Origin of the sequence: Micromonospora sp. DT68, assembly GCF_049847245.1 — a bacterium.
Taxonomy (GTDB): domain Bacteria; phylum Actinomycetota; class Actinomycetes; order Mycobacteriales; family Micromonosporaceae; genus Micromonospora; species Micromonospora profundi.
Map to the genome: position 1 here is coordinate 225153 of NZ_JBNCNZ010000003.1, position 14648 is coordinate 239800.

Below are 14648 nucleotides of genomic sequence, written 5' to 3' on the forward strand. Positions count from 1 at the left end.
CGATACCCGACAGCCGAACGGGCAACTCGGCCTGGACAGGTGGCCGAACTGGTCGCCTCCGGATGCCGGCGCGGGTCAGAGGCCCAGATCGCGAGCGATGATCATGCGCTGCACCTCGCTGGTGCCCTCACCGATCTCCAGGATCTTGGAGTCCCGCCAGAACCGGGCGACCGGGTACTCGTTCATGAAGCCGTAGCCGCCGTGGATCTGGGTGGCCTCGCGGGCGTTGTCCACGGCGATGGTGCTGGCGTGCAGCTTGGCGATTGCGGCCTGCCGCTTGAACGGCTCACCGGCAAGCATCCGCGCCGCGGCGTCGTAGTAGGCCAGCCGGGCGGTGTGCGCCTTCAACTCCATGTCAGCGATCTTGAACTGGATCGCCTGGTTGGCGCCGATCGGCCGGCCGAAGGCCTGCCGCTCCTTCGCGTACTTGATCGACTCGTCGACGCAGCCCTGCGCGAGCCCCACGGCCAGCGCTGCGATGGCGATCCGACCCTCGTCGAGGATCCGCAGGAACTGGGCGAAGCCCCGGCCCCGCGCACCGAGCAGGTTGGCGGCCGGGACCCGGCAGTCATCGAAGGTCAGCTCGTGGGTGTCCGAGGCGGTCCAGCCCACCTTGGAGTAGCCAGGCGCCACGCTGAAACCGGGCGTGCCGGTGGGCACGATGATCGTCGACAGCTCCTTCGAGCCGTCCGGGTTCGTGCCGGTCACGGCGGTGACTGTGACAAGCGCCGTGATGTCGGTGCCCGAGTTGGTGATGAACGCCTTCGACCCGTTGATTACCCACTCGTCGCCCTCCAGCACGGCGCGCGTCTGGGTGCCGGCGGCGTCGGAGCCGGTGCCGGGCTCGGTGAGCCCGAAGCCGGCCAGCGCCTCGCCGCTGAGCAGCTTGGGCAGCCAGGTCGCCTTCTGCTCCTCGGTGCCGAACCGGTAGATCGGCATCGCGCCGAGCGACACCGCCGCCTCCAGGGTGATCGCCACACTGGAGTCGACCCGCGCCAACTCCTCAAGGGCCAGGCAGAGCGCGAAATAGTCGCCGCCCATTCCGCCGTGCTCCTCGGCGAAGGGCAGGCCGAACAGGCCCATCTTGCCCATCTGCCGGATCACCTCGTACGGGAAGGTGTGCTGCTCGTAGTGCTCGGCGATGACAGGGGCGACCACCTCGCGCGCGAAATCCCGCACGCTGGACCGCAGCGCCGCTTGTTCGTCGGTGAGCCGGAAGTCCATCTCAGTCCTCCTGTGTGGACGGCCGCTGTGCGCTCGTGACGCCGGCGGTCGCTGTGCGGGTGGTCGGGGATCAGACCGGGGTGACGCCGTGCCGGCGCCGAGAGAACGTACGGTCCTTCGTGCGTGCCGCCGCGAAGCGACGGATCAGCTCGGCGCGCAGGTCGTGCGGCTCGACGATGGCGTCCACCACAAGCTCGCTGGCGAGCCGTACGACGTCGATGTCCTGCTCGTACTCGGCCCGCTTGGCGGCCACGAAGGCGGCCCGCTCGGCCTCGTCCCCGATCGCCGCGATCTTGTTGGCGTAGACGGCGTTCACCGCCGCCTCGGCCCCCATCACCGCGATCTTCGCGGTGGGCAGCGCGATTGTGGCGTCCGGCTCGAACCCGGGGCCGGCCATGGCGTAGAGGCCTGCGCCGTACGCCTTGCGGACCACCACGCAGATCTTCGGGACTGTCGCCTCGGAGATCGCCGTGATCATCTTTGCGCCGTGCCGGATGATGCCCTGCTTCTCCACGGCGCTGCCGACCATGAAGCCCGGCACGTCGCTGAGGAAGAGCAGCGGCACGTTGAACGCGTCGCAGAGCTGCACGAACCGGGTCGCCTTGTCGGCGGAGTCGACGAAGAGCACGCCGCCCTTGAACATCGAGTTGTTGCCGAGCACGCCGACAACCTCGCCGTTCAGCCGGCCGAAGCCGATTGTCAGCTCCTTGGCCCAGAGCGCCTGGATCTCGAAGAACGAGCCCTCGTCGAGCAGGCCCTTGACGTACCGGCGCATGTCGAAGGCCTGCCGCTCGCTTGCCGGCACCAGCGCGGCCAGGTCGGCCTTCGCGGGCGCGTCGACCGCCGGGGCGGTCGGCGGCTGCTGCGTCCAGTTGGCCGGCAGGTACGACAGATAGGTCTTCACCACGTCGAGCGCGTCGGCCTCGGTCTTGCAGAGGAAGTGCCCGACGCCGGATTCGGCGGTGTGCACCTTGGCCCCGCCCATCGCCTCCAGCGTGGTCTTCTCGCCGGTGACCATCTCGACCATCCGGTCGGAGCCGAGGTACATGCTGGCGTTGCCGTCGACCATGGCGACCACGTCGCAGAACGCCGGGATGTAGGCCCCACCGGCGGCGCTCGGGCCGAACAGCGCGCAGACCTGCGGGATCGAGCCGGAGGCACGCACCTGGTTCCAGAAGATCTTGCCGGCGCCGCGCCGCCCGGGGAAGAGATCGACCTGGTCGGTGATCCGCGCGCCGGCCGAGTCGACCAGATAGACCATCGGGACGCTTGTGGAGTACGCGCGCTCGATGATCCGGATGATCTTCTCGACGGTGCGGGCGCCCCAACTGCCGGCCTTGACAGTTGAGTCGTTGGCCATCAGGCAGACCTGCCGGCCGTCGATGGTGGCGGTGCCGGTGACGACGCCGTCGGCGGGCAGCCCGTCGGCGAGCGCGTTGGCGTAGAGGCCGTCCTCGACGAAGGAACCCTCGTCGACAAGCAGCGCGACCCGCTCGCGGGCGAACAGCTTGCCCTTGGCGGCGTTGGCCGCGTGGTACTTGTCCGCGCCGCCGGACCGGGCCCGCTTGCGCAGTTGCTCCAGTGCCTCACCGTCGAGCGTCACGCCGACTCCCTCGCCGTACCGACCTGAACGATCGTTAGGCTATCGCATCCGCGCGCCCCTCGGCGACCCTCGCCATGATCAGGCGTTCTCTTGGGGTCAGACATTGAAAAGCGTTAATCTCTGGGGCTAGGCTCCTGACACCCCCTTCCGGATAGGAGTCAGCGATGACCTCACGACTCAAGCGGCTCGCGGTCGCGTCGCTCGCGACGGCGCTCGCCACCCTCGGCATCACGGTCGCCAACCCATCGCCCGCGTCCGCCGCCATGACCATCTGCTACAACACCAGCCAAGCGGGAAGCTACGCCAGCGTCGCCAACCAGGCCGCCACGATCTGGAACAACGCCACAGTCAACCTGACGCTCTCGGCGAACTGCGGCTCGAACCTGCGGATCTACCGGATCACCGGTGGCGGCTCGTACGCCGTGCGGACCAGCCTCGGCAACGGCCGGGTCTACATCGACACCCAGCAGGCCGCCCAGTACAGCGTGCTGCGGATCATGACCCACGAGATCGGGCACATCCTCGGGCTTCCGGACAACTACAACGGCAATTGCGCCCTCCTGATGTCCGGCGGCAGCGCTGGCACCAGCTGCACCAACGCGTACCCGAGCACCGCCGAGGCGAACCGGGTGAGCAGCCTCTTCGCCGGCACCTTCGCCGCCACCGAGCGCAGCGCCGACCGCGCCGGAGCGGACGTCTTCCAGGACAGCTGGCCGAGCATGCTCACCTCGGTGAGCTGACCTACCGAAACGACGGAGGGGCCGGCATCCTGCCGGCCCCTCCACCCTGTCGCGGCCCGTCAGCCCGGCATCGGCGTCAGTCGGGTACGCGGACCCGCCCGCAACACACCGGACGGCAGCTTCTTGCCGAGCAGCTCCTCGGCAAGCTCAGCCGCCTCGATCAGGGCTGCCAGGTCGATGCCGGTGTCGATGCCCATGTCGTGAAGCATGTGCACGGCCTCCTCGGTGGCCAGGTTGCCGCTGGCGCCCGGCGCGTACGGGCAACCGCCCAGGCCACCAACGCTGGCGTCGAACTCGGTCACCCCCAGCTCCAGTGCGGTAAGCAGGTTGGCCAGCGCGGTGCCCCGGGTGTTGTGGAAGTGCAGCAGCACCGGCACGTGCGCGTTGCGGTCGCGTACCGCTGTCAGCAGCTCGCGGACCCGACGCGGAGTGGCCATGCCTGTGGTGTCGCCGAACGCCACCCGGTCCGCGCCGTCGCGGACCACCCGGTCGACGATGCCGGCGACCCGCTGCGGGTCGATGTCTCCCTCGTACGGGCAGCCGAAGCTCGTCGCCACGATCACCTCGACCTGCGCGGAAGCACCGTGCAGCAGGTCGATCAGCTCGGCGATGTCGTCGAGCGACTCGTCAGTGGAGCGGTTGACGTTGCGCCGGTTGTGCGTGTCGCTCGCCGACAGCACCACCTCGATCTCGGTGAACCCGGCGGCCAACGCCCGCTGGGCACCCCTGCTGTTCGGCACCAGCGCCGAATAGCGCACCCCGTCGGCCTTCGTGGCCTGCCGCCACACCTCGTCGGCGTCGGCCATCTGCGGGATCGCCTTCGGGTGCACGAACGACACCGCCTCGATCCGGCGTACGCCGGTGCCGGAGAGCGCGTCGAGCAGCCGCACCTTGGCGTCGGTGGGGATCGGATCCTCGTTCTGCAGACCGTCCCGCGGCCCGACCTCACGGATCGAGACGGATTCTGGCAACTGGCTCATCGGTCACCTCGCTGTGACATCGGATCGGGACGGAGGGGCGGGTGCCACGCCGCCCCTTTGCACTGCTTCAACTGACGCACCACCGATCGTCCGGTATCCAGACATCCGGTGGTGCGTCCAGGTAAGCAGAGCCAAGGGCGGGGATGCCAGTGCCGCCGCGCCGGGAGGAGACAGCGCGGCGACCGGCCGAGGGTTCAGCGCATGCGGGAGACGATGGCCGTGTCGTAGGCACCGGAGAGGAACTCGTCGTTCTCCAGCAAATCGGCGAAGAAGGGCAGGTTGTTCTTCGGGCCGACGATCTGGAACCCGGCAACAGCGTCCCGCGCGCGGGCGATCACCTCGTCACGGCTGGCACCGCTGATGATCAGCTTGGCCAACAGGCTGTCGTAGAACGGCGTGACGGTGTTGCCCTCGGCGTAGCCGGAGTCCACCCGGATGCCCTCGCCGGTGGGCTCCACCCAGGTCGTGACCTTGCCCGGGCCGGGCAGGAAACGCTTCGGGTCCTCGGCGTTGACCCGCAACTCGATGGCGTGCCCGCGTGGCGACAACGCGTCCGGGTCGAACGTCGGCGCCAGGCCGGCGGCCACCCGCAACTGCTCCTCGACCAGGTCGACGCCGTAGACGTACTCGGTCACCGGGTGCTCCACCTGAAGCCGCGTGTTCATCTCCAGGAAGAAGAAGTCTTCGGAGTCAGGAACAGGGCCAGCAGCGTCCCGCTCGCGCGGGACCAGCAGGCACTCCACAGTTCCCGCGTTGCGGTAGCCGACTGCCTCACCGGCCCGCACCGCCGCCGCCAGGAGGCGGTCACGCAGCTCAGGGGAGACCGCCGGGGACGGCGACTCCTCGACCAGCTTCTGGTTGCGCCGCTGCACCGAACACTCCCGCTCGCCGAGCGCCACCACCCGGCCGTCGGCGAGGCCGAGGATCTGCACCTCGACGTGGCGTACCCGGGGGAAGAACCGCTCGATCAGCACCGAGCCGTCGCCGAACATCCGCTCGGCGAACGCGCGCACCTTGTCGTACTCGGTGCGCAGCGCACCTTCGTCGGCGGCCACGCCCATGCCCATGCCGCCGCCACCGGCGGCGGCCTTGACCATCACCGGATAGCCGATCTCCGCGGCGGCGGTGACCGCCGCGTCCAGGTCGGCGGCCGGGTCGGTGGTCCCGGGCGCGACCGGCACCCCGGCCGCCGCCATCAGGTTCCGGGCGTTGATCTTGTCGCCCATCGCGGTGATCGCGTCCGCGCCGGGCCCGACCCAGATCAGCCCGGCCGACTCGACGGTACGGGCGAACTCGGCGTTCTCCGACAGGAACCCGTAGCCGGGGTGGATGGCCTGCGCACCTGTGGACTTCGCGGCGGCGAGGATCGCCTCGGTGTTGCGGTAGCTCTGCGTCGGGTTCGGCGGGCCGATGAGGACCGCCTCGTCCGCCTCGACGACGAAGGGCAGGTCGGCGTCGGCCTCCGAGTACACCGCGATCGCGCGGATGCCGAGCCGCTTGGCGGTCCGGATGATCCGGCGGGCGATCTCGCCCCGATTGGCGACCAGCAGTGACTCGATCATGTTTCCTCCAAGTGTCCGAATGTCGGGACGCCTGTCAGGGAACCATGACCGGGCCGCTTCTGACGAGTCCGCTCAGGCGAGCAGCGCGGCGAGGGCGGCGTCGCGCAGCAACTCGGCCCGACGCTGCCGATCGACCTCGCCACCGAGGAACGGCGTCGAATTCATCAGGCCGAAAGCGGCGTGCGCCAGCACCCGTGCCTCACCGTCGGGCATGCCCGGGTGCAGCGCGGTGAGCACTGTCACCCACTCCTCGACGTAGAGCCGCTGGAGCCGGCGGATGCGCCGGCGCGGCTCCTCCGGCAGGCGGTCCAGCTCGTGCAGATGCAGCGCGATCACCGCCGGGTTGGCGAGCGCGAACTCGACATGGAAGTCGATAAGCGACTCCAGCACGCCGCGCGGGTCGTCCGGGTGCCCGGCGGAGCGTTCCCGCCCGCCAGCCAGCAGCCCCTCGCTGACCGGGATCAGCGCGGCGGCCAGCATCGCCTCCTTGCCGGCGAAGTGGTGATAGAGCGCCGGACCGGTGACCCCCGCCGCCGCGCCGATGTCGTCCATCGACACACCGTGGTAACCACGGGCGGCGAACAGACCGACAGCGATCTCCAGGATCTCGTCCTTGCGGGACCGGCGCCGGCCCGCACCCACCGCGCCCCGCGCCTGCTGCTCCACCTTCACGGGGCAAGCGTAGACCGCGAACCGCGCCGGTTGGTTACCGGTCAGTTGCGCCCACCGGCCGCCAGCCGCCCCTCGCCCGGCAGGGGCGGCCGGCGACGGTCAGTCCTCGTCCAACTGGTGCTCCGCGCGCACCGCGGCGGCCTCCGTCGGCCGGTCCAGCAGGTCCAACGCACGCGCCAGCAGCCAGGCCGTCTGGCGCACCGGCCGCGAGTCGGCAGGGAGCCCACCGAGCACGCGGCGCAGGAGCGGTTCGGCCTCCGCCGGCCGGTCCAGGCGTAACAACAGCTCACCGGCCAGGATCTCCACCTGGACGGCCTCACCGAACGCCTCGATCGACCGCAACCGGTCGGGCACGCCCGCGATGCGCCGCAGCGCCTCGTCCGGTCGCCCCTCACCGGTCAGCACCCGGGCGCCGACCTCGGCCACCATCGCCAGCTCGTAGGTCGCCGCCGGCTCCGTCCGCCCGGCCAGCTCCGCCGCCAGCGCGTCCACCAGCTCGACCGTACGTAGCGCCGCCTGCCGATCATCGGACCAGAACCAGGCGTACGCCTCCCGTCTGCGGGCCCGCATCTCGTCCAACCGCAGGTCGGCCAGCCGGTACGCAGTGGCGGCTGCGGCGAACCGCTCGGCGGCTGCGGCGTCCCGGTCGGCGTCGTAGAGGATCCCACCGGCCTCCTCCAGCACCTGCCCCCGGTGCGGGAGATTGTCCGGCCCGTCCAGGTTGTCGGCCAACTGGCCGAGCAGCGCCAGCGCCGGCTCGATCTCACCGAGCCCGGCATAGACACCGGCCAGCAGGTGCCGGCAGCGGTCCGCCTCCGACTGGGCACCCATCCGGGCCAGACCGAGCACCGCCTCCTCGGCGACCTCGGCCGCCTCGGAGAGCCGACCCACCGTCCGGTACGCGATCGCCAACTCCCAGCGCAGGAACGCGTCGCCCTCGGCGCCCCGCTCCACGCAGAGCGTCACTGCCTCGACGAAGTCGTCCACAGCGTCGGCGGCCCGACCGGCGGCGAGCAGCGCCCGAGCCCTGGCGACCCGCACCGGCAGCTCCGCTTCCGGCGGCGCCCACCGCAGCGCCTCGTCGCAGGCGACCACCGCCTCCGCCGGATGGTCGACCGTCCGCGCGTACGCCAGGCAGGCAGCCGTCCGCAACTCACCGACGCCCAACTCCTCGGCGATCCGGCGGGCCGCGTCGGCGGCGGCACGGGCCTCCTCGATGCGGTCCAACTGCTCCAGCAGATGCGCCCGGTGCAGCGCGATCCGGGTCGCCAGATGCTTGTCGCCGCCCGCGTCGGCCGGTGCCCGGCCGAGTGCCGCGAGGGCGTCCTCCCACCGTTCCCGGTGCAGCAACGCCAACGCCAGCCGGTCGTACCCGGCCGCCCGCTGTCCGGCGTCACCGAGCCGGTCGAGCACCTCGACGGCCTCCCGGACCAGCGACAGCCCCTCCTCGGCGGTCTCGTCGGAGTGCGTCAACAGCACGCCGAGCCGCCCGGCCACCACCTGGGCGGGCACCTCCTCGGCCGCCTCCCGGTAGAGCTCGAGCGCGGCGCGGTTGATCTCGATGGCGCTGTCGATGTCGTCCTCGTCGCCGCGCTCGGCCGCGCGCAGCGCCAACCGGCGTGCGGTAGTACCCGCCGGCAGGTCGGCAGCGCCGAAGCGGTCGTCGAAGGCGGCCAGCGCCGCCCGGAACGTTGCCCGCTCGTGCCGTCCCCAGCTCAGCTCCGCGAGATCCAGCAGGTCGTCCGGGCCCGCGTCGGCGGGCGGGTGCACGGCCGGCGGTTCGCCGGCCCGTACCTCCCTGCCCTGCTCACCGGAGGACGACGCACCGGTCTCCGCGTCGACCCCGGCCGGGCGGGCCGGGCGGCGGCGGACGCTCGCGGACAGCGGCAGATGCTCGCCGCTCGGCCGCACCGCGAGCCTCCTGGTGATCCACTCCGACTGGTGGGTGGTGCCGTTGCGGGCGTCGAAGCGGGCGGCCAGCCCGGTCGCGGTCTCGGCCAGCTCGTCGGCCAACACCGATGCCGGTACCTCGGCCGCCGGCCGACCCTCGGCTGCCCGGCGGTACACCGTCGACCCGCCGGCCTGGCGCAGCGCCGCGGCGGCGGTCGCCGCGAAGTGCATGGCGGCGGCCGGGGACGGCGGCCGGTCCAGCCAGTCCAGGTGCCGCTCGATCAGCTCGACCGCCCGCGCCTCGTTGCCGGTCAACGTGCAGAACTCGACATGGTCGCCGATGTCCCACAGGTCCGCGAGGTTGCCCCGCAGCCGCCGGTACGCCTCGCGGTGCGCGTCCCGCGCCGCCTCACCCCGCCCGGTCCGCAGGTACGGCAGGAGCAGCGCGGTGAGGATCGCCTGTGGCTGCTCGGTGCAGGTGAGCCGGCCGGCGAGCACCGGCTCGGCAAGCGCCACCGCATCCGCGTCCCGCCCCGTGTCGGAGAGGTAGCCGACCTGACTCGTCGGGTCACAACCCGCGCAGTCGGAGAGGTCGTCGCGGGGAGTGGTCTGCCAGAGCCGGTACCAGTGCGCGGCAGCCTCCGCGTCGCCCACATGGTCGGCCACCCGGAACCGGTGCTTGTGGACGGTCTGCAGGCTGTGCCCGCCCGCCCGGTAGCGCCGCTCCATGTCGTCGAGCACCGCGTACGTGCGGTCCAGTGGCACCTCGGGGAACTTCAGCAGGCCGGCCACCATGTACTTGAAGTGCCACAGCAACTGGTGCAGGTGCCGCTGGTGGTAGGGCTGCGGGTCACGATCGAATTCCGACAGGCACCAGGAGAAGGTCACGAACGACTTCGCCGGCTCCCCGCCGTAGACGTACCCGGTGGTGGCCTGCATCCGGGTGACGAAGGCGAGATGCCTGTCGTCGGCGGCGTCCACCCGGCGTAGCAACTGCTCCAGGGCGGCGATCTGCCCCGCCCCGTACGGCATGTCGGCGATGCCGCGCAGCACCCGCCACAGATCCTCGTCGCTCATGCTCACTCCCGTCCCGGCACGGCCCGGCCGAGCAGGCCGAGGAAGGAATCGTTCAACAGGGCGGCGTCGGCCGCGCGGATCGGATGGTGGCCGAGCAGCAACGCCTGCCCGTACAGCGCCTCGACGGCGAGCCCCACAAGCTCCGGATCGCTGAGCATGGCAACCCGGCGTACCAGCGGGTTGCGATGGTTGAGCACCAGTTGCGGGCGGTCCGGCGGGGCGGTCGCGGCGAGCGCATCGAGCACGCCGCCCCACAACTCGTCGGCCCGGTCCCGGCTGGCGGCGAGCTGGTCGTTGAACGCCGCCGACCGGCTGACCAGATAGAGCGCGGGCAGCGAAACCGGGTCGTACGCCCGGATGACCACCTCGCAGCCGGAACGCTCGACGGCCCGCTGCGCGGCGGTGAGGAACGGCCGCAACGCCAACTCCACCTGCGGGTCCAGTGCCTCGAAACGCGTTGTGAGATCGCTCGGCTCCAACCGCTCGATCAACACCGTGCGGTCCACAACCGGCAACCGCTCGATCAGCTCGGTGTCGTACGTGTAGCCGGCGTTCACCACCGCCAGGTCCTGTGCAGCGGCCACCGCGGCGAGCTGGCGGAACTCGTCGAGGCTCGCCGCGTAGCGGACCACGCCGTAGCGCTCCCGGAACTCGGCGAGGGTGAGCGTGCCGACGTTGGTGTCCATCGGCCACCACCTGTCGACAAGCCGCAGCATCTCGTCGTCGTGCAACGCCAGCGCCTTCACCCCGAGGTGATGCACCTGGAGGAACTCGGCAAGCCGGCGCGGTTCGTGCCGCGCCAACCGGACCAGCCAACCCCGGACCTGGTCGCCGAGCGCCTCCCGGGTCGCCGTCAGCAGGGTGTCCTCGTAGAGGGCCTCCCGGCTGGCGGTGGGGCGCAGTTCGGTCGCGTCCACGACGCAGTGCGCGAAGAACGCCCAGTCCGGCAGCAGCCCGTCGGCGGTCTCGGTGAGCAGCATCCGCTTGAGGTAGACCCGGTGCCCGGCCCGGGCCGCCGGGTTCACCGGGGTGGGCAGGATGAAGGCGACACCTGTCAGCCCGGCCTCCGGCACGGCGAGTGGTAGCACGTCGAACGGGTCCACACCGAGCGTCTCCCGGGCGTACCCGACGAGCGCGGCGCGATCCAGTGGCGCGCCGGGCGTGGTCGACCACGGCGGTTCGCCGGTGGTGGTGACCACGTCGCCGACCCGGACGGTGACCGGCAGCAGCGAGCCGAAGAGCCGCGCGAGGTCGGTGACCGTCGGAGTGGTGAACCACTGGTCGGCGTCGTGGCGGGGCACAAGCGTGACAGTGGTGCCCGGCTCGGCGCGGGCGGCCTCGGTCGGCGCCACGGTAACCGCGTAGCGGCCGTCGGCGTATCCGGTCCAGCGGACCGTCGGGTTGTCGTCGTGCCGGGTGAGCACGTGGATCTCGTCGGCCACCAGGAAGCAGGAGAGCAGGCCGATGCCGAACTGGCCGAGGAACTCGTGCCGGGAGAAGCCCAGCTCGTCGCGCTTCGAGCTGCGGCCGATGGTGGCCAACAGTTCGTGCACCTGCGCCTCGGTCAGACCGATGCCTGTGTCGTGGATCCGCAGGGTGCCGTCACCGGTGTGCTCCGGTGGTTCGATGCGGATCAGCGCGGGCGCTTCCGGGTCTGCGGCACGTCGCGCGGTGATCGCGTCCACCGCGTTCTGCAGCAGCTCACGGACGTAGACCCGTGGGCTGCCGTAGAGGTGATGACTGAGCAGGTCGACCACGCCACGTAGGTCGACCTGGAAGGTGTGGTCCACGCCTGGTTTCTCCCCGATCCCGGTGCCGGCGCTCACCGTACCGACGTTCACGGGCCGGCGCGGCCCCCCTTTTCGCCACCGGCGGCTTGACCCTCGACCCTGTTGAACCGGCACGGTCGCCGGCATGACCTCCTCCGCTCTGGGCCGGGACTTTCGGCTCCTGTGGTGCGCCGCTGTCTCGTCCCGGTTCGGCGACGCGCTGCGTACACCCGCTCTGGCCCTGCTGGCCGCGACGGTGACCCGTGACCCCCGGGTCATCGCGGCGGTCGCACTGGCCGGGCTGTTGCCGCCGCTGCTGTTCGGCCTGCTCGGCGGCGTGTACGCGGACCGCTGGGACCGGCGTCGGACCATGGCGTTTGTCGACGGGGTACGCGCGGTGGTGGTCGCGGCGCTTACGGTGGCGGTCGCCCTCGAACGGTCGCCCATCGCGGTGCTGCTTGTGGCGGCGTTCCTCCTCGCCGCGCTGGGGACGCTCTTCGACTCGGCCTCGTTCGCGCTGCTGCCCGTTGTGGTGCCGACGGCCGCACTGCCCCGGGCGAACGGGCGTCTCCAGGCCGGGAGCGCGGTTGCCGGCGGCTTCCTCGGCGCGCCGGCCGCTGGCGTCCTGTTCGCCCTCGCCCCCGCGCTCCCGTTCGCCATCGACGCCGTCAGCTTCGCCGTGGCCGCCCTGCTCGTGCTGGCTCTCAGCCCGCCTCCCGCCGTGGCCGCGGCGACCACTCCACGGCGCGGCTCGGTGTGGAACGAGATCGTCGAGGGAGTGCGATGGCTGCGAGGTCATCGGACACTGTGGCGGGTCACCCTGCTCACTGCCGCGAGCAACCTGGCGATCAGCGGCCTCCTGGCAGTGCAGGTGCTCTACGCGCTGGACGTACTGCGGGTGCCGCCTGCCGGGTACGGATTGTTCGTGGCGGGTGCCATCGTCGGCGGCCTGTCGGGGGCGCTCGGGGCGGGCCGGCTCGCCGCCCGGCTCGGCACCGTGTCCGCGCTGCGCGTGGTGCTCGCCGCGGAGACCGTCGCGCTGGTCGGGTTCGCGTTGGCCCGGCATCCGGTGCCGGGCGGGATCGCGTTGGCCGCCTTCGCCGCCGGCACCGTGGTGTGGAACAGCCTGTGGGCGTCGTACGGGCAGCAGCAGGTGCCGATCGGGTTACTCGGTCGGGTGGGTGCCGCCCAGCGGATCGTCGGTCTGCTCACCGCTCCGGTCGGGGCGGCGCTGGCCGGGTTCGTGGCCGCCGCGTACGGAACGGTGCCGGTGGCGGGCGGTGCAGCCGCTGTGTTCGCACTTGTCACACTGGCGGCGTGGTGGGCACTGCGGTCGACCGCACCGACGCCGACGGTCGCGCCCACCAGCGGCGGGACAGCAGCCCAGCCAGTGCCGCACCCGTCGCGTTGAGCAGCACGTCGTCCACTGACGACACCCGACCGAGGTCCAGCGCGTACTGGAGGAACTCGATAGTCAGAGAGCCTGCGGCACCGAGCAGGAAGACCCTGCTGACGCTGGTGAGGGCGGCGAAGCGTACCGGGGCGAAGAAGCCCAGCGCGGCGAAGACCAGCAGGTTGCCGACCACCTGCACCACGGCGGTCGCCGGTGGTGCGGTGAGCAGGTCGGCCAGGTCGCGCAGCGGCACCAGGTGGACGTCGCGGGGCGCGGGGCGCGGGGCGAGGGTCATCCACACCCAGGGCAGGGTGCCGGCGACGGCGCCCACCTCGGCGATGCCGCGTCGCCGTGCCGCGCGGTCGGAGGGTTCCCGCCGCGCGCGGGCGAGCCGCACGATGACAAGGACCAGCAGCGCAAGGCCGGCCAGCACGGTGAACAGCACGGCGCACCAGTCCCGCCAGACCTGATCCATCGGCGCAGACTAGCCCGGTGTCCGTTCCCTGTGGGACAGCCCGGACAGGCGCAGTGCGACATTCCGGCGGACCGGCGGCACTGCGCCGATCAGCCGGAGCAGCACGTCGCGGGCCGGCCGGCGCACCGGGGAGGCGGTGGCAAGCCGGGTCAGGCCGGCCGCGAGGCTCAGCACGTCCTCGGCCATCGGGCGCTGGCGGGCGCTGTAGTCGTCGAGCAGCGTCTCCGGGCCCCCGGCGAGCACGTCGGCCAGCGCGCTACCGGCGGCGACCGCGTCGCAGATGCCGAGGTTCATGCCCTGCCCACCGGCAGGGCTGTGGACGTGTCCGGAGTCGCCGGCCAGCAGCACCGGCCCGGAGCGGAAGGTGTCGGCGATCCGGTGGTGCACCCGGAAGCGGGAGCCCCAGAGCACGTCGGTCACCCGGTCGGGCCGCCGCGCCGGGCCGCGTTCGTCGAGCAGTGCCTGGAGGTACGCCCGGTCCGGGTTTCTCGGCGGCGTCGGCACGGCAGCGACGAGCCGGACCACCCCGTCCGGGAGGGGCGCCCAGACCAGCGGTCCGGAACGGGCGAGGAAGAGGGCCACCTCGTCGCACGGCAGCGAGCTGTCCACCCGCACGTCGGCGAGCGCGAAGGACTCCATGTCGCTGGGGCCTGTGAAGCCGATGCCGGCGGCCTGCCGAACGGTGCTGTGCAGGCCGTCCGCGCCGACCACGTACCGGGCTCGCAGAGGCTCCCCGTCCACCTGCGCGAGCACTCCGTCGCCGGTCCGGGCAAGGCCGGTAAGCCTGCTCGGTCGCCGCACCCGCACGCCGAGGTCGGCCAACTGCCCGGCGAGCACCTCCTCGGTGACGGCCTGGGAGACCAGCAGCGCGTAGGGAAAGCGGGACGGCAGGTCGTGGAACGGAACTCTCAGGAGCACCCGGTCCCGGTCGCGCACCGTGAAGCCCAGCGACCGCACACCTTGGGCGACAAGCGGCGCTGCGGCGCCGACCAGGTCCAGCACCTCGAGGGTGTACGCGTGCACGACCGCCGCGCGGGAGGTCATGGGCGGCTCGGCCTGTTTCTCGATCACTGTCACGTCGACCCCGCGGCGGGCCAGGGTCAGTGCGGTGGCGAGGCCGGTGGGGCCGGCTCCCACCACCAGAACGTCGGTGCTCATGGTCACCTCCGGATCGATTTGCCAACGATCGTTGGCAAACACTTGTTGGCAACGTTAGGGCCGAGGCCCGTTGAGTGTCAACAAGCGTTGGCATACAGTCGTTGA

11 protein-coding genes are annotated in these 14648 nt (G+C 71.6%); 2 read left to right on the top strand and 9 right to left on the bottom strand.

Annotation, left to right across the window (positions count from 1 at the left end):
* Positions 1-75: 75 nt before the first annotated feature.
* Positions 76-1224, bottom strand: a complete 1149-nt coding sequence (locus ACPXB1_RS07235; protein WP_355587583.1) for an acyl-CoA dehydrogenase family protein — start codon at positions 1222-1224, stop codon at positions 76-78.
* A gap of 70 nt (positions 1225-1294) precedes the next feature.
* Complete coding sequence (locus ACPXB1_RS07240) at positions 1295-2827, bottom strand: acyl-CoA carboxylase subunit beta (protein WP_053651762.1); 1533 nt, start codon at positions 2825-2827, stop codon at positions 1295-1297.
* 164 nt (positions 2828-2991) lie between these two features.
* On the opposite strand from ACPXB1_RS07240, the gene ACPXB1_RS07245 reads away from it, so the two are divergent.
* On the top strand, positions 2992-3567 hold the full coding sequence (locus tag ACPXB1_RS07245; protein WP_355587579.1) for a snapalysin family zinc-dependent metalloprotease: 576 nt from the start codon (positions 2992-2994) through the stop codon (positions 3565-3567).
* Between the two features lie 59 nt (positions 3568-3626).
* Here the strand turns inward: ACPXB1_RS07245 and ACPXB1_RS07250 are convergent, their stop codons facing one another.
* The 5 genes from ACPXB1_RS07250 to ACPXB1_RS07270 all read right to left on the bottom strand — a co-directional run bounded on the left by ACPXB1_RS07250 (position 3627) and on the right by ACPXB1_RS07270 (position 11538).
* The gene (locus tag ACPXB1_RS07250; RefSeq protein WP_355588456.1) at positions 3627-4538 is read right to left on the bottom strand and encodes a hydroxymethylglutaryl-CoA lyase; all 912 of its coding nucleotides are present in this window, start codon (positions 4536-4538) and stop codon (positions 3627-3629) included.
* A gap of 203 nt (positions 4539-4741) precedes the next feature.
* A complete protein-coding gene (locus tag ACPXB1_RS07255) occupies positions 4742-6109 on the bottom strand; it encodes an acetyl-CoA carboxylase biotin carboxylase subunit (RefSeq protein WP_355587576.1) in 1368 nt (455 codons plus the stop codon).
* A 72-nt stretch (positions 6110-6181) separates the two neighbouring features.
* Positions 6182-6751: a TetR/AcrR family transcriptional regulator gene (locus ACPXB1_RS07260; protein ID WP_355588454.1), complete on the bottom strand. Its 570-nt coding sequence runs from the start codon at positions 6749-6751 to the stop codon at positions 6182-6184.
* A gap of 129 nt (positions 6752-6880) precedes the next feature.
* A complete protein-coding gene (locus ACPXB1_RS07265) occupies positions 6881-9748 on the bottom strand; it encodes a hypothetical protein (RefSeq protein WP_355628573.1) in 2868 nt (955 codons plus the stop codon).
* Positions 9749-9750: 2 nt separating this feature from the next.
* Positions 9751-11538 carry an HSP90 family protein gene (locus ACPXB1_RS07270; RefSeq protein WP_425735023.1) on the bottom strand — a complete coding sequence of 596 codons (1788 nt, stop codon included), beginning with the start codon at positions 11536-11538 and terminating at the stop codon, positions 9751-9753.
* A 124-nt stretch (positions 11539-11662) separates the two neighbouring features.
* Between ACPXB1_RS07270 and ACPXB1_RS07275 the strand changes: the two genes are divergently transcribed.
* Positions 11663-12928, top strand: a complete 1266-nt coding sequence (locus ACPXB1_RS07275) for an MFS transporter (protein WP_355587571.1) — start codon at positions 11663-11665, stop codon at positions 12926-12928.
* Here the strand turns inward: ACPXB1_RS07275 and ACPXB1_RS07280 are convergent.
* Complete coding sequence (locus ACPXB1_RS07280; protein ID WP_355587568.1) at positions 12822-13385, bottom strand: VanZ family protein; 564 nt, start codon at positions 13383-13385, stop codon at positions 12822-12824. The genes ACPXB1_RS07275 and ACPXB1_RS07280 overlap by 107 nt on opposite strands.
* A gap of 9 nt (positions 13386-13394) precedes the next feature.
* A complete protein-coding gene (locus tag ACPXB1_RS07285) occupies positions 13395-14543 on the bottom strand; it encodes an FAD-dependent oxidoreductase (protein WP_355587565.1) in 1149 nt (382 codons plus the stop codon).
* Positions 14544-14648: the final 105 nt, after the last annotated feature.